Here is a 24,595-nt window from a genome sequence, read left to right as displayed (position 1 = left end):
GGTACGCTGCACTCCGGTTTTTGGCGGGAACACCGGTGGCAGGGGACGGGGGCGACGCGAAGGTGCACGCACCGAGGCGGGCGGACGACGTCATGCGCATGCACGGACTGGCCCGGTCGGGCGGCTCGCAGGAGCTGCTGCGCTGGCTGTCGGGGCGTGCGGACGGCTGGGCGGGGCTGCTCGGCAGCGACGGCACCGTCCTGCACGGGGTGGCCCGGGTCCCCGATCCGGCGAGCGCCGCATCGGCCGCCCTCGCGACCGAGTGCGCCAAGGAGCTGACCGCACTCGGAGCCCGCTCCTTCTCCCTCGAAAAGGGGGCGCACACCGCCCTGCTGTTCTCCCTGGACGCGCCGCCCGACGTCCGTGCGCCCGTACTCGCCGTGGTCGGCCGGCGCCCGCTGCCCGAGGGGCTGCCCACGCTCCTCGCCGACGCGGCCCTGCCGCTGGCCATGTGCTGGGCGGCCGAGACCGTCGAACGCAAACGCCGTCGCGTCGATCTGGCGGAGTCCCGCGGCCGGGAGGCGGTGCTGCATCTACTGATGACCGGCCAGCTGTCGATCGCTCACCAGGTGGCGGGCGCCCTGAAACCCAGCCTGCCGGACCCGGTCCGGGTCTGCGTCGTCGAGTGCCGGGGCCGCGACCGCGACGAGGTGGCCCGCGTCTGCGCGGACCTCTCCGGGGGGCGGTCCTGGATCGTGCGGTGCCCGGTGTACGCCCGCCATCTGATCCTCATCGTCCCGGCGGCACCCGGGCAGGCGGACGGGCGGCTCGGTCAGCAGGTCGCCTCGGTGGTGGACGACTGCGTCGTCGGCGTCAGCGAGGACGTGACGCTGGCCGACACGGCGACCGCGTACCGCCAGGCGTTCCACGCGCTCGCCGTCGCCCGCGGCCTTCCGGAGCGGTACGCCCACTTCGGCTCGGCGCCCGAACCCGCCCTGGTGGCCGGCGCCGAGGGCGCCCGGTGGGCGGACGCGCTGCTGGCCCCGCTGCTCGCCCATCTGCCGCGGCGCGGCCAGGACCCGGGCAGCCAGGAACTCGCGGCGACGCTGGCCTCCTGGCTCGCGTTCTCCTCGCACGCGACCGACCACCTGAAGATCCACCGCAACACCCTGGCCGCGCGGCTGCGGCTGATCGGCGAGCTGCTGGAGCTGGACCTGAACAAGGTCGCCGACCAGTCCGCGCTCGACCTTGCCCTGCGCATCCGCGCCACACCCGCCCTGCCCCGGCCCGCCCGGCCGGCCGGGGCCGCGCCGGAGCCCGTGCGCTCGCTGGACGAGATCCTGCGCCTGCCGGCGGTCCGTTCGTGGGCGATGCAGCAGCTGCGGCCGCTCGGCGAGCCGGGTGCGGATCCGTACACCACACTCCGCACCTGGCTGGCACGCGAGGCCCAACTCGGCCCGGCCGCCGCGGCGCTGGGCATCTCCGTGCCCGGGGCGCGCAAACGGCTGACCCGGCTGGAGACCGTACTCCAGCGCTCACTCCTGCGGACGCCCAGCGCCCGCTACGACCTGTGGCTGGCGTTCCGGGCGCTGGACCTCGCGGACGACGCATGACGCATGACGGACGACGGATGACGGATGACCGCAACGGGGGGTGCGCCGGGCCGTCGGGCCCGACACACCCCCCGTTCCAGGGGAGTTCAGCGGTCAGCAGCTGAGGTTCGAGCCGGCCGTGGTGCCGAGAATCTGCACGAAGGCCTGGTACTTGTCGATGCGGCTCTGGACCTGGGCGGGGTTGCCGCCGTTGCACTCCAGGGAGCCGTTGATGGAGCGGATCGTCTCGCCGAAGCCGGCGCCGTTCACCATGGCGTTGTGGGCCGTCATGGTGCCGGGGCCGTTCTGGGTGTTCCAGTACCAGAGGCCGGTCTTCCAGGCCACGGACGCGTTCTGCTCGACCAGGTAGGGGTTGCCCAGCAGGTCGATGCCGAGCGCGTCACCGGCCGCCTTGTAGTTGAAGTTCCAGCTGAGCTGGATCGGCCCACGGCCGTAGTACGCGGCCGTGCCCGCCGGACAGCCGTAGGACTGGCTGGTGTCGCAGTAGTGGGGGTAGTTGGCCGTGTTCTGCTCGACCACGTACACCAGGCCGCCCGTCTCATGACTGACGTTGGCGAGGAAGGCCGCGGCCTCCTGCTTCTTCACCGTGTCGCTGCCGGTGTTGGCGAAGCCCGGGTAGGCGCTCAGGGCGGCGGTCAGACCGCTGTACGTGTAGAAGGAATTGCGGCCCGGGAACATCTGGTTGAACTGCGCCTCGCTGACGACGAAGCCGTCGGAGGAGCCCGGGTCACCCGGATCCGTACCGCCGCCTCCACAACTGCCCTGGTCGGCCCAGACGTCGGAGCTGCCGGGGGTCTCGTTCTGGGTCCACCATTTGGCGGTCCAGTTGTGCCCGTTGTACGAGGCGGCGCCGCCGCCCGTATAGACGGAGGAGGAGTTCCAGGCAGCCGCGCACTCGGCCGCCGAGGCGGTGGTGGCGGGGAGGATGACGACCGTCGCGACGACCGCGACCAGCGCGGCGAGCAGGCCCATGATGCGTTTGATCATGTGATCACTCCTTCGACGCGGCGCACCGAGCTCATCGGTGCGCCGCCATGGGGGGTGACGACACTCAAGCGTTGTTGGTCTGGACCTGTCAAGGTCTAGACCTTAATAAGGAAGCCTTCGCCCCCGCGCGTGTCAACAGGTAAGACGGGAACCGGGGTTCGTGCCGATGATGCCGGTGATCCGCTCATACTTGGCGACCCGCGCCTGAACCGAGGCGGGGTTGCCGCCATTGCATTCCAGCGAGCCGTTGAGCGAGCGGATCGTCTCACCGAAGCCCGCGCCGCCGACCATGGCGTCGTGCGAGGTCATGGTCCCGGGGCCGTTCTGGGTGTTCCAGTACCAGAGCGCGGTCTGCCAGGCGACCGAGGGATCCTGCTCCACCAGCCACGGGTTGTTCAGCAGATCGAGGCCGAGCGCGTCGCCCGCGGCCTTGTAGTTGAAGTTCCAGCTGAACATGATCGGGCCGCGCCCGTAGTACGCGGACTGCCCGGCCGGGCAGCCGAACGGCCGGCTGTAGTCGCACTTGATCCAGTAGTTGGCCTCGTTGATCTCCTTCACGTACTGCAGGCCGACCGATTCGAAGTCGGCATGCGTCAGGAACGCGGCGGCCTCCCGGCTCCTGGTCGCCTCGGTTCCGGTGTTCGCGAAGCGCGGGTAGGCGTGCAGGGCGTCGATCAGGCCCTGGTACGTGTAGAAGGGGTCTCGGTCCGGGAAGATCTCGTCGAACTCCGCCTCGCTGATGACGAAGTCGGAGACCCCGCCCGTACAGGCGCCGCGGTCGGACCAGACGGTGGTGGCCCCCGGATTCTCGTTCTGCGTCCACCACTTGGCCGTCCAGTTGCGGCCGTGATGCGCGACGGTGCCGCCGGCCGCGTAGGCGGTCGAAGAGCTCCAGAGGGGTGCACACGCGACCGAGGCAACGGGTGCGGCGGCGTTCGCGGGGGCAGGAAGGAAGGCCGCCGTCGCGACGACGGCGCCCAGTGCGGTCAGAAGGCTCTTGATGCGGTTCAGCGCTGCTCACTCCTTCGACAGGCGCCCCGGACAGGCTCAGGCGTACCGTCCGGGCATCCCGACACCCAACCCCGATTGGTCTGGACCTGTCAAGGTCTGGACCAATCGTCGCGCCCTCGTCGCCGAACGGCGGGCGAACACCTGGCGACGGGAGCAGGTACTCACCGCCGCCCGCACCCCACGGCACATACGGTGACCCGCACTCGTACAGACGTCCGGCAACCGAGGGGGAACGGGCCGTGGAGTGGTTCAGCGCCGAGAACATCGTTGCCGTACTCACCGCGGTGCTGGGCGTCCTCGCCTCCGTGGGCGTGCTCTGGTACGAGCGCCGCGTCCCTCGCCGCAAACGCATCGGCTACCGGGTGCAGATGGACACCCCCATCGGCAGCGAGGTCAGTCAGGCGCGGGCCAACGTGCGGCTCGGCCTCTTCGACGAGACCCCGGACATGGCCGACGCCACCCTCGTCCTGCTGCGCATCGAGAACGACGGCTCGCAGTCCATCGACCGCGGCGACTACACCGGACCGGACGGACAACTCCACGGACTCGTCGTCGAGTTCACCGAACGCCGGGTCCGGGGCATCGCCGTCACCCACTCCCCGGGCGCCGACCACCTCATGGACCACTTCACCCCGTCCGAGGGCCTCCGCGGCAGCGGTTCCCTGATCCGGCTGCCGCGCGTCCCGCTCAACCGCGGCGAGCACTTCAAACTCCTGGTCCTGCTCACCGGTTCACGCGTGGGCAGCCCCGTCCGGATCACCGGCGGCATCCGGGACGGCGAGGTGCGGCCGAACACCGCCGCCCGCCCGGACGAGAAGCCCCCGCTGTTCGGCCGGGCCGCCCGGTTCATCACCGTGGCACTGACGGTCTGCGTCATCACCCTGGCCTCCATCATCCTGGTCCGGGACGACACCCCGCCCCCGATCGGCTGCGCCCGCGGCGAGCTGACCGTGACCGGCTCCACCGCCTTCGAGCCCGTCCTCGACGAACTGGCGGAGAAGTACGGCAGGGCGTGCGAGGGCGCCACGATCACCGTCGACGCGCACGGCAGCACCGCCGGGATAAGAGAACTGGCCGAACGGGGCGCAAAGGCCGGGAAGTCCGGCTCGCCCGCCCTCGTGGCCCTCTCCGACGGCCCCAAGCCGAGCGGCTTCCCGCAACTGCGCGAGAACCGCGTCGCCGTCTCGCTCTTCCGCCTGGTCGTCAACGACAAGGTCCCGCTGAAGAACCTGACCACCGGCACCATCCGCGCCGTCTACCGCGGCGACATCCGCAACTGGAAACAACTCGGCGGCCCCGACCTGCCCGTCCTCCTGGTCAGCCGGGACGCCAACTCCGGTACCCGCGAGGTGTTCCAGCGCCGCGTCCTGGGCCGCAACGAACCGGCCCAGTCCTCCCGCGACTGCACCACGAAGGACGACCCCGAGGCCCCGGTCATCCGCTGCGAACTCGACTCCACCGACCAGGTCCTGACCGAGGTCGGCCGGCTCGACGGCGCGATCGGCTACAGCGAACTGCGCACGGGGACCAAACCGGCCGGTGCGCACCAGATCGCCATCGACGGCGCCGCCCCGTCCGTCGACACGATCGGCACGAGCACCTATCCGTACCGGGAGATCGAGTACGCGTACACCTACGGCAGCCCGCCCGCCGACTCGCTGGCCTCCGGCTTCCTCTCCTACCTCAGCCGGGGCAGCGGGCAGGACGTCATCCGCACCCACGGCCATCTGCCGTGCGCGACTCCGGAAGGGCTGCGGATCTGCGGGGAGGACTGAGCCCGGACATGCCGGAGGGCCGGGGCGCTGGTGCCGCCCCGGCCCTCCTCCGCTCCCGTATGCCTACAGGAACGAGTTGATCTCGATGGTCTCGGTGCGGCCGGGGCCGACACCGATGGCGGAGATCGGGGCGCCGGACATCTCTTCCAGCGCCTTGACGTACGCCTGCGCGTTCTTCGGCAGGTCGGCGAAGGTCTTCGCCTTGGTGATGTCCTCGGACCAGCCCGGCAGCTTCTCGTAGATCGGCTTCGCGTGGTGGAAGTCGGTCTGGTTGTACGGGAGCTCCTCGACGCGCTTGCCGTCGATCTCGTACGCCACACACACCGGGATCTGCTCCCAGCCGGTCAGCACGTCCAGCTTGGTGAGGAAGAAGTCGGTGAGGCCGTTGACCCGGGTCGCGTACCGCGCGATCGGGGCGTCGAACCAGCCGCAGCGGCGGTCACGGCCGGTGGTGACACCGCGCTCGCCACCGATCCTGCGCAGCGCCTCGCCGTCCTCGTCGAGCAGCTCCGTCGGGAACGGACCGGCACCGACGCGCGTGGTGTACGCCTTGAGGATGCCGATGACCCGGCTGATCTTCGTCGGGCCCACGCCGGAACCGGTGCAGGCGCCGCCCGCGGTCGGGTTCGACGAGGTGACGAAGGGGTACGTGCCGTGGTCGACGTCGAGCAGCGTGCCCTGACCGCCCTCGAAGAGGACGACCTTGCCCTCGTCGATGGCGTTGTTCAGGATCAGCGTCGTGTCGGCGACGAAGGGCCTGATCTGCTCCGCGTACTGGAGCATGTCCTCGACGACCTTGCCGGCCTCGATGGCGCGCCGGTTGAAGACCTTGGCCAGAAGCTGGTTCTTCTGCTCCAGGGCCGCCTCGACCTTCTGCTCCAGGATCGACTCGTCGTAGAGGTCCTGGACGCGGATGCCGACCCGGTTGATCTTGTCGGCGTACGTCGGGCCGATACCGCGGCCGGTCGTGCCGATCTTGCGCTTGCCGAGGAACCGTTCCGTCACCTTGTCGACCGTGACGTTGTACGGGGTGATCAAATGAGCGTTACCGCTGATCAGCAGCTTGGACGTGTCCACGCCGCGGTCATTCAACCCACTCAGCTCGGAGAGCAGGACCGCAGGGTCGACGACGACACCGTTACCGATGACCGGGGTACACCCCGGTGACAGGATTCCGGAGGGGAGGAGATGAAGTGCGTACTTCTGGTCACCGACGACCACCGTGTGGCCGGCGTTGTTGCCGCCTTGGTAGCGCACCACATAGTCCACGGATCCACCGAGGAGGTCGGTGGCCTTCCCCTTGCCCTCGTCACCCCACTGAGCACCGAGCAGCACAAGTGCGGGCACAGGCGTACACCCCTTCCGGGCGGGGCATGTCCAAGGTCAGGGGGCGTACGTAAACGTCGTACATGCCGTACGACGTTGTACGACAAGGCCTGAACCGTCGAACCGGGTGCCCCGGAATAGACGAAGCCCCTGGCGCAATAGCGCAAGGGGCTCTTGCACCAAGATGCTACCCGAGGAAGGACCGAGGTGTCGGCTGCCCAGCCCCCCGGTAACGGTGCGCCCCATCTGCTGGTGGTGATCGATCCGGTTGCCCGCCGCATGGACGGCGAGTCCGTCCGGATCGCAAAGGACGTGTTGAGCGCCGGTTCGCACGCCAAGATCTGCCTCCCCGACGGGCCCGAGGAGTTCGCCCGGGCCCTGTCCCGCCGGGGTGCCCGAAGGCCGGTGGTGATAGGCGACGACCGGGCGCTGCGGCGCGCGGTGACCCTGCTCCACCGGGAGCGAGAACCAGCCATGAGCGCCCTTTCGCTCGTCCCGGTCGGCGCCGCTGCGGCGCTGGAACTCGCGCATTCGCTCGGCGTGCCGAAGGGCGCGGTGGCGGCGGCGCGCACGGCGCTGGACGGGGCGGTGCGCCGGCTGGACCTGCTGGTCGACGACAGCGACGGCGTCGTCCTGGGCGCGCTGCGCATCCCGCCCCTGAGCGGTGCCCCGGGCACGCGGTCGGACCGCGCGGGCGTCACCGCGGTCTGGGACACCTGCCGCTCCCTGGTCCGCACCCTGGTGCGCCCCGCGCCCTCGGAGCCGGCTGCCGCGCCGGCCACGCACCGGCTGCGCGTCGAGGCGGACGGTGTCGTGCTGAACGATCTGGACCGCCCGGTCGAATCGGTGACGGTGACCTCGGGCTGCGGCGACGGCGGCGGCCTCGCCGAGGTGACGATCCACGCGCCGGACGGGGATCCGGTGACCACGGAGGCCAAAGCCGTCACGGTCTCCGGCGCGGACTTCCGCTACCGGGCGGACATACAGGTCGGCGGTCCGGTGCGGACCCGGACGTGGACGGTGCGGGCGGGGGCCTGGGGGCTGATGCTGCCGGTGGTGGCGGAGTAGCCCTCGCGGTGCCGGTGCCCGTGACGGCGAGTAGCCCTCCCAGCGCCGGGCCCGTGATGGCGGATGCCGTCAGGCGTGCCCGGGGCGCTGCGCGCCGTCAGGCGTGCCCGGGTCGGTGACGGACGCCGTCAGGCCTTCGCGGACCCGTCGGCCGTCGGGAGGTCGAGGGTTTTCCGGTGGGCCTCCCAGCGGTCCATCATGGCGCCCAGCTCCGACTGCATGAACTCGAAGAACGCCGCCGTCTCGGCGATCCGGGCGCCCGCCGGCGTGTGCTCCCCCAGCGTGCGCGCCCCGTCCCTGAGGGTCTGTTCCCAGCGGGTGAGCACCCGGTCGCGACTGGCGAACGTGGTGTACCAGATCTCGTTGTGCAGGCGGTAGCGGTCGCGGCGTGAGCCCGGTTCACGTTCGCGGCCGACCATGCTGACCTGGGTGAGGTAGTTGATCGCGCCGGACACGGCAGCGGGGCTGATCTGCAGGGCCAGGGCGAGTTCGGCCGAGGTCATGGAGGCGTCGTCGTCCGCGAGGAGCGCGGCGAAGACGCGGGACGCCATCCGCTGCATCCCGGCCTCGGTCATCTCGGACGCGAACCGCTCGACGAACCGCGCGACCGCCTCCGGGTCACGCCCGTCCCGTACCTCGCGTGCGCCTTCTCCGGATTCGCTGCTCATCGACCCGTCTTCTCCCCTGGTTCCCGGTTTGATTCCCCGGCTCGATTCCCCGGCCCTCGCCATGCCTCCAACTTTATACGCTTCCTTAACTTCACAAATTTGTGAAAGTAGCGTACGTTCAAAATCATGACGAAGGCAATCACCGTGGCCGGACTGCACAAGTCCTTCGGCCGGACGCATGCGTTGGACGGGCTCGACCTGACCGTCGAATCCGGTGAGGTCCATGGCTTCCTCGGGCCCAACGGGTCCGGGAAGTCCACCACCATCCGGGTCCTGCTGGGCCTGCTGCGGGCCGACTCCGGCGCCGCCCAGCTGCTCGGCCGCGACCCGTGGCGCGATGCGGTGGGCCTGCACCGCCGGGTGGCCTACGTCCCCGGTGACGTCACCCTGTGGCGCAACCTCTCCGGCGGCGAGGTGATCGATCTGTACGGGCGGCTGCGCGGCGGTCTCGACGACGCCCGGCGTGCCGACCTCGTCGACCGGTTCGAGCTCGACCCGACGAAGAAGGGGCGGACGTACTCGAAGGGCAACCGGCAGAAGGTGGCCCTGGTCGCCGCGTTCGCCTCCGATGTGGACCTGCTGATCCTGGACGAACCGACCAGCGGGCTCGACCCGCTGATGGAGGAGGTCTTCCAGAGCTGCGTCGCGGAGGAGCGCGACCGCGGGCGGACGGTCCTGCTCTCCAGCCACATCCTCAGCGAGGTCGAGTCGCTCTGCGACCGGGTCAGCATCATCCGGCAGGGGCGGACCGTGGAGACCGGCTCACTGGCCGGCATGCGCCATCTGACGCGTACGAACATCACCGCCGAGCTGGCCGCCGAGCCCAACGGACTGGCCGGGCTGCCCGGGGTGCACGACCTCGACATCCAGGGGCGTCGGGTCACGCTCCAGGTCGACACGGATCAGCTGGACGCCGTCCTCAAGTCGCTCTCCGCTTCCGGGGTCCGGTCCCTGACCAGCACGCCGCCCACCCTGGAGGAGCTCTTCCTGCGGCACTACACGGCGGACGCGGAGCAGGATGGCGGACAAAGCGCGGAGCAGGGCGCGGGGGTGACGGCGCGATGACTGCCCTGACCATGACCGCGACGGCCGGCACCGGGCGCCGGGCCGGGACCGGACAGCTCGCCGGGACCTGGGCCCTGCTGAGGCTCGCCCTGCGGCGCGACCGGATCATCATGCCGCTCTGGGTGATCGTGCTCGGCGGCTCGTTCTCCTCCGTCGGGACGTCCATCTCCTCGCTCTACGACACGGCCGGGAGCCGTGCCGAGCTCGCCGCTTCGATGAACGGCAACAGCTCGCTGCGCGCGATGTACGGGCCCGTGTTCGGCGACTCCGTCGGTGCGCTGGTCAGCTGGCGCATGATCGCCTTCGGCGCCGCGCTGGCCGCGGTGATGAGCCTGGTCGTCGTCGTGCGCCACACCCGGGAGGAAGAGGAGACCGGCCGTCAGGAGATGCTGTCCTCCGCCATGGTGGGCCGCCGGGCCCCGCTCACCGCGGCACTGCTCGCCGCGCTGATCGCCAACGCCGCACTCGCCCTGATGATCGTGGCGGGGATGGCCGGATCGGGGGCGGGCGGAGCCGGAGCGGTGGCACTCGCGCTGTCCGTCGCCGGGGTCGGAGCGCTGTTCGCCTGCACCGCGGCGATCGCCGCACAGTTCACCGAGAGCGCGCGGCTCGCGAAGGGGCTGACGGCGGCGGTGATCGGCGCCGCGTTCGTCCTGAAGGCGGCGGGCGACTCCGCGACGGACGACGGCTCGTCCGTCCTCACCCGGCTCTCCCCTCTCGGCTGGGCTACGAGCGTCCGGCCGTACGCCGCCGAGCGGTGGTGGGTGCTCCTCGTGATCGCCGGCGCCGTGGCCGTGCAGTGCGCCGTGGCGTACGCGCTGACCGGGCGCCGCGACGTCGGCATGAGCTTCCTGGCGACGCGACCGGGACCCGCCCGGGGCCGGATCTCCACCGCCCTGGGCCTCGCGGTGCGCCTCCAGCGCGGGGCGCTCCTGGGGTGGACGTTGTCGTTCGCCGTGGTCGGCGTCGTCTTCGGCGGGCTGACCGGCGGCGCGGCCGATCTCGTCGGGGAGAACGAGAAGACCAAGGAGATCTTCGAGCGGATGGGCGGGCAGTCCGGTCTGACCGATGCCTTCCTCGCCTCGATGGTCTCCGTGCTCGGCACGGTGGCCGCGCTGTACATCGTCTCCTCGGTGCTGCGACTGCACGGCGAGGAGACTGCCGGGCGCGCGGAACCGGTGCTCGCGGCCGGGGTCGGCCGGATCGGCTGGGCGGCCGGCCATCTGCTCATCGCCTTCGGCGGCGCGGCCCTGATCATGACGGTCGGCGGCCTCGGCCTGGCGGTGGGCTACGGGCACGAACTCCCCGCCGTGCTCGGCGCCTCGCTGGTGCAGCTGCCCGCAGTCTGGCTGCTGGGCGGGGTGACGGTCCTGCTGTACGGGGCGCTGCCGAAGGCCGCCGCCGCGGGCTGGGGGCTGGTCGGGCTCTGCCTGGCGCTGGGCTGGATCGGCCCCGCCCTGGATCTGCCGGAGCCCGTGATGGACATATCGCCGTTCACGCACCTGCCGAAGCTCCCGGGGGCGGCAGGCATGGAGTGGGGGCCGGTGGTGCTGCTCACCGCGGTCGCGGTGGTGCTGGTGGCGGGCGGCCTGGCGGTGCGGCGGCGGGACATGCTGAGCGGCTGAGGCGCCGGCCCGGGGAAGGAGATAGGGGCCAGGGCGGCCCGCAGGCCGCCCTGGCCCCTCCCCCGTCAGAGCTCGACGCGCAGTTCCTTCACGCCCCTGATCACATAGCCCGGGTTCCACTCCGGCTCCGCGACCAGCCGCATGCCCGGCGCCTTGCGCAGCAACTCACCGAAGGAGGCAGCCAGTTCGGCACGGGCCAGCGGGGCCCCGAGACAGAAGTGGATGCCCGCGCCGAAGGTGATGTGCGGGTTCTCCTGCCGGGCGAGGTCCAGCGTGTCCGGGTCGGCGAAGCGGGCCGGGTCGCGGTTGGCCGAGCCGAAGAGCAGGGCCACCTCCGAGCCACGCGGAATGACCGTGCCGTCGATCTCGATGTCGTCGAGCACCCAGCGCTCGAACATCTGCAACGGGGTGTCGTACCGCATCAGCTCCTCCACCGCGGTCGGCAGCAGCCCGTGGTCCGCCCGCAGGGCGGCCAGCTGTTCCGGGTGGCGCAGCAGCGTCCACCAGCCGTTCACCGTGGTGTTGACGGTCGCCTCGTGTCCCGCGTTCAGCAGCAGTACGCACGTGGAGACCATCTCCTGCTCGGTCAGCCGCTCGCCCTCGTCATGGGCGGCGATGAGCGCGGAGATGAGATCCGTACCCGGGTTGCCTCGCCGCTGCGCGATCAGCTCGCGCAGATACGCCGAGAAGTCGAGGGAGGCGCGGACGGCGGCGCGGGCGGTCTCCTCGGACGGGTTGAGCTCGAACATTCCGCAGATCGCCGCCGACCAGGGCCGCAGCGGCGCACGGTCGGACTCCGGGATGCCGAGCATCTCGGCGATCACGGCGACCGGCAGCGGCTCCGCGACCGCCGTCAGCAGATCGCCCCCGCCCTGGGCGACGAAGTCGTCGACGAGTCCGGTGGCCAGTCGCTGAACGGTCGGAAGGAGCTGTTCGACGGTGCGCGGGGTGAACGCCTTGGAGACGAGCCGGCGGATCCGTGTGTGGTCCGGCGCCTCAAGGTCCAGCAGCCCCTGCCCGTTGAGCGTCTCGAACGGCTCGTGCGCGGCGGGCGGCGGCGTCCGGCCGAACTCCTCGTGCGTGAACCGGTGCAGATAAGTGCGGCCCAGCCGCCGGTCGCGCAGCAGTGCCGACACGTCGGCGTAGTGCGGGACGAGCCACTGGCGGGTCGGCTCGAAATAGTGCGCCCGGCCGGTGGCACGCAGCTCGGCGTAGGCGGGGTACGGGTCGGCGACGAACGCCGCCGACCAGGGGTCGAACGGGGCCTCGGGGCCGGGGGCGGAGGGCGTGGGCTGGTCCATGGACAGACGCTAACCGGCCACCCGCGCCCGAGCCAGCCCTGCCCCGGTCCGCGGCTCCGTTCGCACGGCAGCGCCCCGCCTCACCGCAGCACAGGCCCGCCTCGCCACCGCACGCCCCGCCTCACGACGGCGTGACCAGCCGGGCCTCGTAGGCGAAGACGGCCGCCTGCGTACGGTCGCGCAGGCCCAGCTTGACCAGGATGCGGCTCACATGGGTCTTGATGGTGGACTCGGCGACCACCAGGTGCGAGGCGATCTCCGCGTTCGACAGGCCCTGGGCGATCAGGACGAGCACCTCCGTCTCGCGCTCCGTGAGATCGCCGATCTGGGCGAGAGCCGGTGGCCGCGGGGCCGCCGCGAGCTTGGAGAACTCCGTGATCAGGCGCCGGGTGACCGTGGGGGCGAGAAGCGCCTCACCGGACGCCACCACGCGCACACCGTCAGCGAGTTGGCGGGCCGAGGCGTCCTTGAGGAGGAAGCCGGAAGCACCGGCGCGCAGCGCCTGGTAGACGTACTCGTCGAGGTCGAAGGTGGTGAGCACCAGCACCTTCGCATCCGCGTCGGCGGCGACGATCTCACGGGTCGCCTCGATGCCGTTGAGCTCCGGCATCCGGATGTCCATCAGCACCACGTCGGGCCGGAGCGCCGCGACCTGGGCGACGGCCTGGCGCCCGTTGACCGCCTCGCCGACGACCTCGATGCCCGGCATCGCGTTGAGGAGGACCGAGAAGCCCTCGCGGACCATCATCTGGTCGTCGACGATCAGCACCCGGATCGGCGCGGCGGCGGGCGTGGTCATGGCTGCTCCTTGGCGGGCGCGTCGGACGGCGCGGCCTGCACGGGGATGAAGGCGGTGACCTCGTAACCGCCTTCCGTGGTCGGCTCGGCCGTCATCTCACCGTTCAGCATCGCCACCCTCTCCCGCATGCCCGTGATCCCGTGCCCGGCGCCGGGCGAGGGCTTCACCGGACCGGTCGGCGGACCGTTGACGACGCGCAGCCCGAGCCCGCCCAGCACATAGCCGATCTCGACCTTGGCGGTGGCGCCCGGTGCGTGCCGCAGGCTGTTGCTGAGGGCTTCCTGAATGATCCGGTACGCCGACAGTTCGACGCCCTGGGGCAGTTCCCGCACCGCACCGGTCACGGTCTTCTCCGCCGGCAGCCCGGCCTCGCCGACGTTGGCGAGGAGCCCGTCCAGCTCGGCCAGGGTGGGCTGCGGGGCGTCCGGCGCCTCGTAGTCCTCGGCCCGTACGACGCCGAGGACCCGGCGCAGTTCGGTGAGGGCCGCGACGGCGTTCTCCCGGATGGTGACGAAGGCCTGTTCCAGCTCGGGCGGCGGATTCTGGACCCGGTAGGGGGCGGCCTCGGCCTGGATCGCGACGACCGACATGTGGTGGGCGACCACATCGTGCAGCTCACGGGCGATGGTGGTGCGCTCCTCCAGCAGCGTGCGCCGGTCGCGCTCGACGGCGGTGACGGTGCGCTGCACGGTGACCTCGCGCTCCGCCTCCCGGCGGACCTGCACCAGGCTCACCAGCAGCAGCGCGAACGCGGAGGTCACCGCCATGGCCGCGGTGGACCCCACGAAGTCCCACCCTGCGGCGTTCTCCAGGAGCGTGCCGACCAGCACGGTCAGGCCCCACATCCAGGCCGCGGTGCGCGGCCCGGTCCTCGCCGCGACGACGGACAGCACCACCAGGTGCGCGAAGAAGGTACTGGGCCCCCACGGCCCGTCGATGCCGCCGACGACCATGGTCACCGGGATGAGCGCCATCGACATCCAGAACGCCCCGACCGGCCTGACCAGCGTCATCCCGATGCAGGCGGCGGGCAGCAGCCCCGACACGAGGACGCCGGCGTTGCCGGTTCGGGAGAACCCTGCCACGAAGGCGATCAGCGCGGCCGCCAGGACCACCGCGTGCGGAGTCCACGCGGCCCGCGCCCGGAGTCCCGCCGAAAGCCGCCGGGTCAGCAGCCCGTCGGTCCGCATCCGCGCCAGCGGACGATAGGCGAACGCGTCGTGGATGAGGTCCTGGCGCAGGCCGGCTATCGCCCCTGCGGCCACCCGGAGCTCCGGGCTTCTGGTCTTGGTCTTGGTCACGTTTCCACGGTAGGGGGCGCGGCGTCCCGGGTCGTCAGCACCGATACGGATCCTCAGCCGTCCGTCGCAAGTACTACCCGGGTCCCCGGATCTGCCGGCCCGCGGGTTTCACCAGGCCAGCTGGGCGATCTCCTCGGCGACCACGGCGCAGGCGTCGGCCGTCGGATCGATCAGCGGGAAGTGTCCGACGCCCGGCAGCAGCGTCAGCCCCACCATCTCGCCCTCCTTCGCCGCCGCGTCGACGAACGCCTCCGAGACGGCCTGCGGGACGGTGAGGTCGGTGGTGCCCTGCACGACCGCGGTCGCGATGCCGGTGGGCAGCAGCAGCGCCGGGTCGGCCTGCGCACCGCGTTCGGCGAAGTCCTCCTCCCGCCCGAGGAACTGCCCGATCGCGCCCGAGCACACGTCCAGGGCGACAGCCGAGGCGAAGTCCGCGATCGGGGCCAGGGCCACCACACCGCGCAGCGCGGGCGGGCGCGGCAGCCGCCACGGCGAACCCTCCGGCAGGACGTGCCGGGCGCCGGCCCACAGAGCCAGCTGCCCGCCCGCGGAGTGCCCGGTGACGACGATCCGGCGGGCGTCCGCCGCGGGCATGTGCCGCGCCAGCAGCTCCGGCAGCGCGTCCATCGCCGCCGCGACGTCGTCGAAGGTCTCCGGCCAGCGGCCCGCGACGGGGCCGGAGCCCCGCTGCTGCGGGAGCTCGCTGCCGCGCCGGTACTCGACGCTGGCGACGGCGAAGCCGCGCCTGGCCAGGAAGTCCGCGAACGGCGACATGTGGAGCCGGTCGTAAGGTGCCCGCCACGCCCCGCCGTGCAGGACGACCACGACGGGCGCACCGGCGCGCCCGTCGCGCGGGGCGTAGAAGTCGATCACCTGGTCCGGGTGGCTGCCGTAGGCGGCGGAAACATCGGGGGCGACCACCGGATGCGAGAACGCCGCCTCGGTCTCGGCTGCGTCCTGATCACGCGCGGCAGAATCCGACATGCTGCTCCAACCGTCCCTGTGACATGCCCAACTGGCTTGACCTGCGGGGACGGTATCAGTACGGAGGCGTCCTCTTCGCCGCGGCAGGTGATCCGGCGTCAGGGCCGACCGGGCCGGGAGTAGTACGTGCCGTACAGACCGCCCCGGAGGTCACCGAAGAAGTAGACCCAGGGGCTCTCTCTGGACTCCTCCTCGGAGAAGGCAACCGGGTCGACACGTGCGAACTCGGCCTGGATTCCGTCGGCGAAGCGGTCGAGCTCGGCGTAAGGCGCGCTCCGGTCGCCGCCGGTGCGCTCGCGGTCCACCTTCAGCACGCGCCGGTGCAGCAGTTCCAGCAGGTGGCGGAGCGAGGAGAGGTCCGTGTGGACCGGGCGCAGGTCCCCGTCGAAGAGCTCCAGCTCGTCGGGGATGGCGTGCACCGTGCCGTCGTCGAGGCCGAGGAAGAGGTACCAGCCCTGAACCGCGCCGAAGAGCAGGATGTTGCCGAACTCCTCCTCGATGATCACCACCTCGTCATCGAGGTCCACGATCGGGCGGCCCGCCTCGACCGCACAGCCGTCCGCGACAAGGACGGGGGCCAGGTAGAAGGGGCGCTGCGGAAAGCCGATGTCGCACAGTGCCCGGAGGTCCTCCGGACGGTTCACCACGTCGGCGAGGACCTCGCGCGAGGCCCGGATGTGGCGGGAGCGGTCGCGCCCGTCGTCGCCGTCGCCGCCGATATCGAAAAGCATCTGGCGCGACTCCCTGCCCGTCGGCTGTCGTTGCACCCATTCTGTCGCCCTCTCGGCAGGACAGGGGTCCGTCCGGCGACCGGGGCGAGCCGGTCGCCGGACGGACCCGGCAGCCTACGCCGCCGGAGCGGCCGTACCGGTCAACACGTCCGCGAGGACCCGCGCCGCACGTTCCGCGTCGGCGAAACCGACGTACAGCGGTGTGAAGCCGAACCGCAGCACATCCGGCCGCCGAAGGTCCCCGACGACACCGCGCGGGATGAGTGCACCCATCACGGGTTCGGCGTCCTCGCACCGCAGCGCGACCTGGCTGCCGCGTTCCGCGTGGGCGGCCGGGGTGGCCGAGGTGACCCGGCCCGCGGGGGCGTACGCGTCGACGCATTCCAGGAAGAAGTCCGTCAGCGCCAGGGACTTGGCCCGGACCGCCTCGATCCCGACCCCGTCCCAGACGTCGAGGGACGCCTCCAGCGCCAGCATGGACAGGATGTCGGGCGTCCCGACCCGGCCGCGTACGGCACCGTCGGCGGGGGCGTACCCGGGCGTCATCGCGAACGGGTCGGCGTGCGACGTCCACCCGGGCAGGGGCGAGTCGAAGGCCGCCTGATGGCGCTCGGCGACGTACAGGTACGCGGGCGAACCGGGGCCGCCGTTGAGGTACTTGTACGTGCAGCCGACCGCCAGGTCCACCCCGTGCTCGTCCAGGCCGACGGGCAGCGCGCCCGCGCTGTGGCACAGGTCCCAGACGGCGACCGCGCCCGCGTTGTGCACGGCTGCGGTGAGTCCGGGCAGGTCGTGGAGCCGGCCGGAGCGGTAGTCGACGTGGTTGAGCAGCACGGCGGCGGTACGCGGGCCGAGCGCGTCCGGCACGTCGGCGGGGGCGACCGGGACGATCCGGTGACCGGTCATCCGGGCCGCCGACGTGGCGATGTACCCGTCGGTGGGGAACGTGGCGGCGTCGACCAGGATCTCGTCGCGGCCCTCGGGGGCCAGCCGGGTCGCGGCGACGACGGCCTTGAAGACGTTCACGCTCGTCGAGTCGCCGACGACGATCTGTCCGGCGCCCGCCCCGACGATCGGCGCGATGCGGTCGCCGATCCGCTCCGGCGCGGTCCACCAGCCGCTCTCGTCCCAGGACCGGATGCGCAGCTCGCCCCACTCGCGGGTGAGGACCTCCTGCAGCCGGGCGGGCACATGGCGGGGCAGCGCGCCGAGCGAGTTGCCGTCCAGGTAGACGGTGTCGTCGAGGGTGAACAGCTTCCGCAGGGGTGCCAGTTCGTCCGCTGCGTCGAGCGCCTGTGCGCGCTCCTGAAGGTCAGACATGGCTGCGGGCCGTCCAGAGCTCGGGGAACACGTTCTTCGTGGCGCGCTTCTCCAGCCAGGCGACCCCGGCGGAACCGCCCGTCCCGGTCTTGGATCCCATGGCCCGCCGGGTCGCGACGAGGTGATCGTTGCGCCAGCGCCACACGAGCTCGCCGACGTCGGTGAGCGCCTCGCCGAGGCGGACCAGCTCGTCGTGCTGGTCCGGGTTGGCGTATATCTCCGCCCAGACCGCCTCGACCTCGGGCGACGGCTCGTACTTCCGCGTGAGGTCGCGGCCGAGCACGGCCTCGGGCACGGCGTGGCCGCGCCGGGCGAGGAGGGCGAGCGTCTCGTCGTACAGACCCGGCTCGGCCAGTGCCTTCTCCAGTTCGGCGTGGACGCGGGGCGCACCCCGGTGCGGCACGAGCATGGAGGCGGACTTGTCGCCGAGCAGGAACTCCATCCGCCGGTACATCGCCGACTGGAAACCGGAGCCCTCGCCGAGCGCGGACCGGTAGGAGTTGAACTGGGCGGGGGTGAGCTGGGCGAGCGGCGTCCAGGACGCGTTGAGCGCCTCCAGCTCCCGCACGGACCGCTTCAGCGCGTCGCGTGCGACGCTCAGCCGGTCCTGGCGCAGGGCGTGTGCCGCGGTCTCCCACTCATGGACGATGACGGTGAACCACAGCTCCATGACCTGGGTGGTGACCAGGAAGACCATCTCGCCGGGGTCGTCCGAGCGGAGGTGCTGGAGGTGGGTCAGGACATCCGCCTGGACATAGTCCTCGTACGGAGTCGTTCCCGCGAAGTCGAGGTGCGGGGTCTGCGCACCGGTGGCTTCGGGGTCGGGGTGAATCGTCGACATCGCTGTCTCCTCGACACGAGCTTCCGGGTAGCGGTCCGCCCCCACCGGTGAGGTGGTGGAGCTCCGGTCCCCTGCCCGCATCCTAACGACCTCTCCCTGGAACGGCAGAGGCCCCGCGGACGGTGATCGTCCACGGGGCCCGGCATGATCCGGCCGAGGGGCTCTAGCCGAGCGTCTGGGCGGCGGTCGGCGAGGAGTCGCGGAGGAACGACGAGCAGCGCTCGTACTCCTCCTGCTCGCCGATCGACTGCGCGGCACGCGCGAGGGCGTGCAGGGCCCGCAGGAAGCCGCGGTTCGGCTCGTGCTCGAACGGTACGGGGCCGTGCCCCTTCCAGCCGGCCCGGCGCAGGGCGTCCAGGCCGCGGTGGTAGCCGGTGCGGGCGTAGGCGTACGACTCGATGACCCGGCCGCCCTCGAACGCCTCGTCGGCGAGCTGTGCCCAGGCGAGCGAGGAGGTCGGGTACTTCGCCGCGACATCGGCGGGCGCGGTGCCGGCGGCCAGCATCTCGCGCGGCTCCGGGTCGTCGGGCAGGTGGGTCGGGGCAGGGCCCCCGAGCAGGTTCTCGTGGATCGACATGGGTTCAAGTGTGCCTGGCACCGGGCCCGCCCGGGCACCAGGTGCGCGCAATGGACGCGAAGACGCCGCCGCTACCGGCCGGTTTCCGGTGCGGGTTCGAGCGGGGGGCTCGTGACGCCGCAGTTCACCGTGCACTCCGGCTGCGCGGTCTCCTGCACGGCGGCCGGCGGCGTACGGACGGTCGCCCAGGCGATGAGGGCGCCGAGCACCAGCAGCCCGGCGCACATCGGCATGGCCCGCCGGAAGGTCGCGGCGAACTCCCCGGCGTCCCGGTAGGCCTCCGGCCCCATCCCGGCGAGCAGGGGCAGGGCGGCCACCGCGATCAGCCCGGCAGCGCGGGCCGCGGCGTTGTTGATCCCGCTGGCGAGGCCGGCCCGGGTGGTGTCCACGGAGGCCAGGACCGTCGCGGTGAGGGGTGCCACGAGGGTGACCAGGCCGACGCCGAGGACGGCGACGGCGGGGAGTACGTCGGTGAGGTATCCGGTCACGGTGTCGGACCCCGGTCCCACGCGCAGCATCAGCAGCATTCCGGCGGCGGCGGTCAGCGGACCGACGGTGAGCGGAATACGCGGCCCGATCCGCCGGCCCAGCTCGCCGGACCGGGCCGAGAACAGCAGCATCAGGACGGTGGTGGGCAGCAGGGCGGTACCCGCGCCGAGCGCGGAGTACCCCGCCACGACCTGGAGCTGGATGGCGGAGAGGAAGAAGAATCCGCCGAGCGCCGCGTAGACGCAGAGGGTGACGAGGTTGACGGCGGTGAACTGCCGGGACGCGAACACCGACGGCGGCAGCATGGGGTCCGGCCGCCGCCGCTCGACCTGGACGAACGCGGCGCCGAGCAGCACCCCGCCCACCGCCGCCCCGATCACCGCAGGGGACGCGCCGTGCCCCGGCGCCTCGATCAGCGCGTACGTCACCAGCGCGAGCGCCAGGGCCCCGAGGACCGCCCCCAGGACATCGAAGCGGCCGTGCTGGTTCGGGTCCCGGGACTCCGGTACGTGGCGCAGGGCGACGGGCACACAGATCGCGGCGAGCGGCAGGTTGAGCAGGAACACCCACCGCCAGCCGGGCCCGTCGACGAGCCAGCCGCCGACGAACGGCCCGACGGCGGCGCCGACCCCGCCGAGCCCCGACCACAGCCCGACCGCACGGGCCCGGTCGTCCGGATGGAAGCTCGCCTGGATCAGGGCCAGCGACCCGGGGGTGAGCAGGGCGCCGCCGACGCCCTGGAGGGCACGGGCGGCGATGAGCACGTCGGCGTTCGGCGCGATGCCGCAGAGCAGCGAGGCGACGGCGAACCACACGACGCCGACGACGAAGACCCGCCGCCGCCCGTACCGGTCGCCGAGCGCTCCCCCGAGGAGGATCAGCCCGGCCAGGGTCAGCATGTAGGCGTTGACGGTCCACTGGAGGGCGGCCAGGCCGGTGCCGAGGTCCTCGCCGATGCGGGGCAGGGCGACGTTGATGACGGTGGAGTCGAGCATGGCCATGCTCGACCCGAGCACGGTCGTGAGGACGACCCAGCGGCCGGTGGGGGAGGCGACACGGATGCCGGTGGGACCTGCTGAGCTCTCCGCCATGGCCTCAGCATCGCAAACTCAAGCCCCTCGGGCGCGTTCAAGCCGCGGGTGGGCACATAGGCCCCAGCTCGGCAAATTGGCACCAGCCCGGCAAATAAAGCCCCTCCGGCGATTGAGGAGCGGGGGCCCGGGGGCAGCGCCCCCGAAACGCCCCGCGTGCCCTCCCCCGCACGGCCGCTACGCGGCCCCCCGCACCGCCTCCACCCCCCGGATCAGCGCCGCCACCCCCGCCTCCACCTTGCTCCGCGCACACCCCACGTTCAGCCGTACGAAGCCCTCCGCCCCGTACACGCTCCCCGGCATCACCGCGACGCGTTCCCGCTCGACCAGCACGCGCTGAAGCGCCTCGTCGTCCTCGACACCCGCCCGCCGCAGATCGATCCAGGCCAGGTACCCGGCCTGCGGCGGCTCCCACTCCAGAGCGGGGAACGCCGCGTTCAGCCGCTCCGCGACCAGTGCCAGGTTCCCGGCGACATACTCGCGCACGGCGTCCAGCCACGCCGCGCCGTCCCGGTACGCGGCGATGTGCGCGGTCAGCGAGAGGACCGCCGGCGAGGCGAGGCCCTCCGCGGTCTCCATCCGGCGCAGGTACTCCGTCCGGTCCTCCGCGCGGCCGATGAGCCCGTACGAACCGGTCAGCGCCGGAAAATTGAACGCCTTCGAGGCCGAGGTGATGAGCGCCCAGCGCCCGTCACCCCCCACCCGCGTCCACGGCACGTGCGGGCGCCCGTCGTGCACGAAGTCCGCGTGGATCTCGTCGCTGATCACGGCGACCCCGTGCCGTGCCGCGAGCGAGGCCATCTCGGCGAGCTCCGCCTCCGTCCACACCCGCCCCGACGGATTGTGCGGCGAACAGACCACGAGGACCTTGCTGTCCTCCCGCGCGAGCTCCCGCTCCAGCGCGGCCGTGTCCCCCAGCCCCACGCCCCGCAGCTCGCGGCCGAGCCCGGTGACCGCCTTGCGGAAGCCGTCGTACGTCGGGGTGTGGACGACCACGCCGTCCCCCTCGACCGTCCACATCTGGAGCAGCTGCGACAACTGGCTGAGCACCGAAGGCCCGTACACCAGCCGGCCGGTGTCGATCGTGGTGTCGTACCGCGTCGCGTACCAGTGGGCGATCGCCGGGCGGAAGTCGCCCAGCCGCCAGTCCGTGTAGCCGAAGACGCCGTGATCGAGCCGGTCCCGCAGGGCCGCCAACACCTCGGGGGCCGTCTCGAAGTCCATGTCCGAGATGGTGAACGGCAGCAGGCCGTCCACACCGAACCGGTCCGCGACACCGTCCCACTGCACACTCCAGGTGCCGCGCCGGTCGATGACGGTGTCGAAGTCGTAGGACGTGCTCACAGCTGTTTCCCTCACATCATTGCTGCCGGGTACGGACATGCCATGGGCCCGGCACCCCAAGGGGTTACCGGGCCCACGCAGACATCCGTACGGACGGACTTACTTCAGCTTGGTGCCGGTGGACCGCAGGTTGGCGCAGGCCTCCGTGACGCGCTTGGCCATGCCCGCCTCGGCGGACTTGCCCCAGGTGCGCGGGTCGTAGACCTTCTTGTTGCCGACCTCACCGTCGACCTTCAGCACACCGTCGTAGTTGCGGAACATGTGGTCCGCGACCGGGCGGGTGAAGGCGTACTGGGTGTCGGTGTCGAGGTTCATCTTCACGACGCCGTTCTCCAGCGCGGTGGCGATCTCCTCCGCGGTGGAACCGGAGCCGCCGTGGAAGACGAAGTCGAACGGGGACGTCTTGCCGTACTTGGCGCCGACGCCCTCCTGGAGGTCCTTGAGGAGCTCGGGACGCAGGACGACGTTGCCCGGCTTGTAGACGCCGTGCACGTTGCCGAAGGACGCGGCCAGCAGGTAGCGGCCCTTCTCGCCCAGACCGAGCGCCTCGGCGGTACGCAGCGCGTCGTCGACGGTCGTGTAGAGCTCGTCGTTGATCTCGTGCGTGACGCCGTCCTCCTCGCCACCGGTCGGGGTGATCTCGACCTCAAGGATGATCTTGGCGGCGGCGGCCTTGGCCAGCAGCTCCTGGCCGATGGCCAGGTTGTCGGCCAGCGTCTCGGCCGAGCCGTCCCACATGTGGGACTGGAACAGCGGGTTCAGACCCTTGGCGACGCGCTCCGCGGAGATGTCGATCAGCGGACGGACGTAGGTGTCCAGCTTGTCCTTGGGGCAGTGGTCGGTGTGCAGCGCGACCGTGATGTCGTACTTGGCGGCGACGATGTGCGCGAACTCGGCGAGGGCGACAGCGCCCGTGACCATGTCCTTGTTGTACTGGCCGCCCAGGAACTCCGCCCCACCGGTGGAGATCTGGACGATGCCGTCGCTCTCGGCCTCAGCGAAACCGCGCAGCGCAGCGTGCAGGGTCTGCGTCGACGTCACATTGATGGCCGGGTAGGCGAACTTGCCTGCCTTCGCCCGGTCGAGCATCTCGGCGTAGACCTCGGGGGTTGCGATGGGCATCTGTCCGCTCCTTGGGATGTGCGGGTGTGCGTTGCTGGTTCCCTGACCTGGGGGCGACGTCATCGTCGCCCCCATCTTCCCAGACTCTGGTCCCGGCTCCACCCGGTGTCCTCCCCCAGCGTTCCCGGGCTCCGGCTGCAGAGATACGACAAGGGGGGCCGGTTTCACGTGAAACCGGCCCCCCTTGAGGGAAACCGCAGGTCAGAGCAGCATCAGGCCAGGTCGAGGTCCGGAACCGAGTAGACGTGGACGTACGGCAGGCCCGCCTCGGCGATGGCCGGAGCCGCACCGCGCTCCACGATCACGGCGACGGCGACGACCTCGCCACCCGCCTCCCGCACCGCCTCGACGGCGGTCAGGGGCGAGCCACCGGTCGTCGAGGTGTCCTCGACGACCAGGCAACGGCGGCCCTTCACGTCCGTGCCCTCGATCCGGCGCTGCATCCCGTGGGCCTTCTGCGCCTTGCGCACCACGAACGCGTCCAGTTCCTGCCCGCGGGCGGCGGAGGCGTGCAGCATCGAGGTGGCGACCGGGTCGGCACCCAGCGTCAGCCCGCCCACGCAGTCGTAGTCCAGCTCCGCGGTGGCGTCGAGCATGACCTGACCGACCATCGGAGCGGCCTTGCCGTCCAGCGTGATGCGGCGCAGATCGATGTACCAGTCGGCCTCGAGGCCGGAGGAGAGCGTCACCTTGCCGTGAACCACGGCCTTGTCCTTGATCTGCTGCAACAGCTCAGCACGTACGTCAGTCATGGCTACGAGGATAAGGCCGACCGGCCCCGCACCCGTTCCGGACCGTCGCGCTCAGAGCCCGCGCCAGCTCCAGGTCGTCGCGATCTCCAGGGGCTCGATCGGGGTGACATAGCGGGGCGCGGTGTTCAGCCCGTTCGGCGGGCCCGACTGCGGCTCCACACAGACGGCCTCGTCCTGCTCGTCGTAGACGACGACCCACTCGGTCCGGCTCTTCACCGTGAGCTCCAGCTGCTCCGGCCAGGTGAGGGTCACATCGACGCCGTCGGGCATGCCGAAGCAGTCGTCCCACGGTCCGGCCAGGGGAGGGATCCGGCGCCCGGTCGGCAGATGGTTCTCGCCCCGCTCCTCCTGCCATGCGGCATCGAAGTCGATCCGGACGTCCTCGCCGCTGCCGAGGTTGCGCCGGAACCACGGGTGCCAGCCGGCCTGTGCCGGGAAGGAGTCCCCGTAGGTCTCGACGCCGAACGCCAACGTCAGTGAGGACTCGGTCAGTTCGAAGGTCTGCGTCACCCGCCCCGGGTACGGCCAGGGGTCGGTCAGGTCGTAGTAGAAGGCGGCTTCCGTCCCGCTCGCCCGCGCGGTGCGCCAGGCCGTGTCGCGGCCCGTGCCGTGGATGGCGTGCGGCGGGGCGGTCAGCGGCAGCTGATGCAGCACACCGCCGTTGTGGAACTGCCCGTTCTCGGTCCGCCCGCACCACGGCACCATCGGGAAGCAGCCGTACCGCTCCCCCTGCCGTAGCAGTTCGGTACCGCCGATCCGCAGGCTGCTGATACGGCAGCCGTTGGCGGGGTTCACGGTCAACTCTGCGTCGCCGACGGACAGCCGGACGTCCTTCTCGCTGCTGCTCACACGACGACCCTACTGG

Annotated in this window: 22 protein-coding genes; 5 read left to right on the top strand and 17 right to left on the bottom strand. The window is 71.5% G+C overall.

All coding sequences use genetic code 11. The annotated features are described in order from the left end of the window. The first annotated feature begins 98 nt into the window (after window positions 1–98). Window positions 99–1,553, top strand: coding sequence for a helix-turn-helix domain-containing protein (locus tag OG912_RS18565; protein WP_327713470.1), 1,455 nt, complete (start codon window positions 99–101; stop codon window positions 1,551–1,553). 93 nt (window positions 1,554–1,646) lie between these two features. Here OG912_RS18565 and OG912_RS18560 read toward each other — a convergent pair whose 3' ends face one another. Together OG912_RS18560 and OG912_RS18555 are read right to left on the bottom strand one after the other, a co-directional pair. Then, on the bottom strand, window positions 1,647–2,540 hold the full coding sequence (locus tag OG912_RS18560) for a glycoside hydrolase family 19 protein (RefSeq protein ID WP_327710330.1): 894 nt from the start codon (window positions 2,538–2,540) through the stop codon (window positions 1,647–1,649). A gap of 132 nt (window positions 2,541–2,672) precedes the next feature. Next, window positions 2,673–3,551 carry a glycoside hydrolase family 19 protein gene (locus OG912_RS18555; RefSeq protein WP_327713469.1) on the bottom strand — a complete coding sequence of 293 codons (879 nt, stop codon included), beginning with the start codon at window positions 3,549–3,551 and terminating at the stop codon, window positions 2,673–2,675. Between the two features lie 239 nt (window positions 3,552–3,790). Between OG912_RS18555 and OG912_RS18550 the strand changes: the two genes are divergently transcribed. Further along, window positions 3,791–5,326 (top strand): substrate-binding domain-containing protein, encoded by a 1,536-nt coding sequence (locus tag OG912_RS18550; RefSeq protein WP_327710329.1) that lies wholly within the window; start codon window positions 3,791–3,793, stop codon window positions 5,324–5,326. A 63-nt stretch (window positions 5,327–5,389) separates the two neighbouring features. Here the strand turns inward: OG912_RS18550 and OG912_RS18545 are convergent, their stop codons facing one another. Further along, window positions 5,390–6,673, bottom strand: coding sequence for an adenylosuccinate synthase (locus tag OG912_RS18545; RefSeq protein WP_327710328.1), 1,284 nt, complete (start codon window positions 6,671–6,673; stop codon window positions 5,390–5,392). Window positions 6,674–6,859: 186 nt separating this feature from the next. Here OG912_RS18545 and OG912_RS18540 point away from each other — a divergent pair, with 186 nt between their 5' ends. After that, the gene (locus OG912_RS18540) at window positions 6,860–7,720 is read left to right on the top strand and encodes a diacylglycerol kinase (RefSeq protein ID WP_327710327.1); all 861 of its coding nucleotides are present in this window, start codon (window positions 6,860–6,862) and stop codon (window positions 7,718–7,720) included. 128 nt (window positions 7,721–7,848) lie between these two features. Here the strand turns inward: OG912_RS18540 and OG912_RS18535 are convergent, their stop codons facing one another. Continuing rightward, window positions 7,849–8,388: a GbsR/MarR family transcriptional regulator gene (locus tag OG912_RS18535; RefSeq protein ID WP_327710326.1), complete on the bottom strand. Its 540-nt coding sequence runs from the start codon at window positions 8,386–8,388 to the stop codon at window positions 7,849–7,851. A 126-nt stretch (window positions 8,389–8,514) separates the two neighbouring features. Here OG912_RS18535 and OG912_RS18530 point away from each other — a divergent pair, with 126 nt between their 5' ends. After that, entirely contained in the window at window positions 8,515–9,453 is a 939-nt protein-coding gene (locus OG912_RS18530; RefSeq protein WP_327710325.1) for an ABC transporter ATP-binding protein, read from the top strand. Next, the gene (locus tag OG912_RS18525) at window positions 9,450–11,078 is read left to right on the top strand and encodes an ABC transporter permease (RefSeq protein WP_327710324.1); all 1,629 of its coding nucleotides are present in this window, start codon (window positions 9,450–9,452) and stop codon (window positions 11,076–11,078) included. The genes OG912_RS18530 and OG912_RS18525 overlap by 4 nt, the downstream gene beginning before the upstream one ends. Window positions 11,079–11,143: 65 nt before the next feature. On the opposite strand, the gene OG912_RS18520 is transcribed toward OG912_RS18525, so the two are convergent. The 13 genes from OG912_RS18520 to OG912_RS18460 form a co-directional block, all read right to left on the bottom strand. After that, window positions 11,144–12,379, bottom strand: coding sequence for a cytochrome P450 (locus OG912_RS18520; protein ID WP_327710323.1), 1,236 nt, complete (start codon window positions 12,377–12,379; stop codon window positions 11,144–11,146). Between the two features lie 121 nt (window positions 12,380–12,500). Next, window positions 12,501–13,178 (bottom strand): response regulator transcription factor, encoded by a 678-nt coding sequence (locus OG912_RS18515; RefSeq protein ID WP_327710322.1) that lies wholly within the window; start codon window positions 13,176–13,178, stop codon window positions 12,501–12,503. After that, entirely contained in the window at window positions 13,175–14,479 is a 1,305-nt protein-coding gene (locus OG912_RS18510; protein ID WP_327710321.1) for a sensor histidine kinase, read from the bottom strand. The genes OG912_RS18515 and OG912_RS18510 overlap by 4 nt, the downstream gene beginning before the upstream one ends. A 108-nt stretch (window positions 14,480–14,587) precedes the next feature. Then, window positions 14,588–15,463, bottom strand: a complete 876-nt coding sequence (locus OG912_RS18505) for an alpha/beta hydrolase family protein (RefSeq protein ID WP_327710320.1) — start codon at window positions 15,461–15,463, stop codon at window positions 14,588–14,590. A gap of 98 nt (window positions 15,464–15,561) precedes the next feature. Continuing rightward, window positions 15,562–16,194 (bottom strand): SUKH-4 family immunity protein, encoded by a 633-nt coding sequence (locus tag OG912_RS18500; protein WP_327710319.1) that lies wholly within the window; start codon window positions 16,192–16,194, stop codon window positions 15,562–15,564. A 114-nt stretch (window positions 16,195–16,308) separates the two neighbouring features. Then, window positions 16,309–17,514, bottom strand: coding sequence for a kynureninase (kynU, locus tag OG912_RS18495; RefSeq protein ID WP_327710318.1), 1,206 nt, complete (start codon window positions 17,512–17,514; stop codon window positions 16,309–16,311). Further along, entirely contained in the window at window positions 17,507–18,355 is an 849-nt protein-coding gene (locus OG912_RS18490; protein WP_327710317.1) for a tryptophan 2,3-dioxygenase family protein, read from the bottom strand. The genes kynU and OG912_RS18490 overlap by 8 nt, the downstream gene beginning before the upstream one ends. Window positions 18,356–18,518: 163 nt before the next feature. After that, window positions 18,519–18,932: a DUF3151 domain-containing protein gene (locus OG912_RS18485; RefSeq protein WP_326737177.1), complete on the bottom strand. Its 414-nt coding sequence runs from the start codon at window positions 18,930–18,932 to the stop codon at window positions 18,519–18,521. A gap of 71 nt (window positions 18,933–19,003) precedes the next feature. Further along, the gene (locus OG912_RS18480) at window positions 19,004–20,512 is read right to left on the bottom strand and encodes an MFS transporter (protein ID WP_327710316.1); all 1,509 of its coding nucleotides are present in this window, start codon (window positions 20,510–20,512) and stop codon (window positions 19,004–19,006) included. 177 nt (window positions 20,513–20,689) lie between these two features. Next, a complete protein-coding gene (locus tag OG912_RS18475) occupies window positions 20,690–21,856 on the bottom strand; it encodes a MalY/PatB family protein (RefSeq protein WP_327710315.1) in 1,167 nt (388 codons plus the stop codon). Window positions 21,857–21,955: 99 nt separating this feature from the next. Then, entirely contained in the window at window positions 21,956–22,978 is a 1,023-nt protein-coding gene (gene fbaA, locus OG912_RS18470; RefSeq protein ID WP_326737180.1) for a class II fructose-bisphosphate aldolase, read from the bottom strand. A 212-nt stretch (window positions 22,979–23,190) separates the two neighbouring features. Beyond that, entirely contained in the window at window positions 23,191–23,730 is a 540-nt protein-coding gene (gene pyrE / locus OG912_RS18465; RefSeq protein ID WP_326737181.1) for an orotate phosphoribosyltransferase, read from the bottom strand. A 51-nt stretch (window positions 23,731–23,781) separates the two neighbouring features. Then, entirely contained in the window at window positions 23,782–24,579 is a 798-nt protein-coding gene (locus tag OG912_RS18460; RefSeq protein ID WP_326737182.1) for an aldose epimerase family protein, read from the bottom strand. Between the last annotated feature and the right edge of the window lie 16 nt (window positions 24,580–24,595).

This window comes from Streptomyces sp. NBC_00464 (assembly GCF_036013915.1).
Lineage (GTDB): Bacteria > Actinomycetota > Actinomycetes > Streptomycetales > Streptomycetaceae > Streptomyces.
The sequence above is the reverse complement of the archived record's forward strand: the minus strand, read 5'-3'. Positions and strand labels throughout refer to the sequence as shown.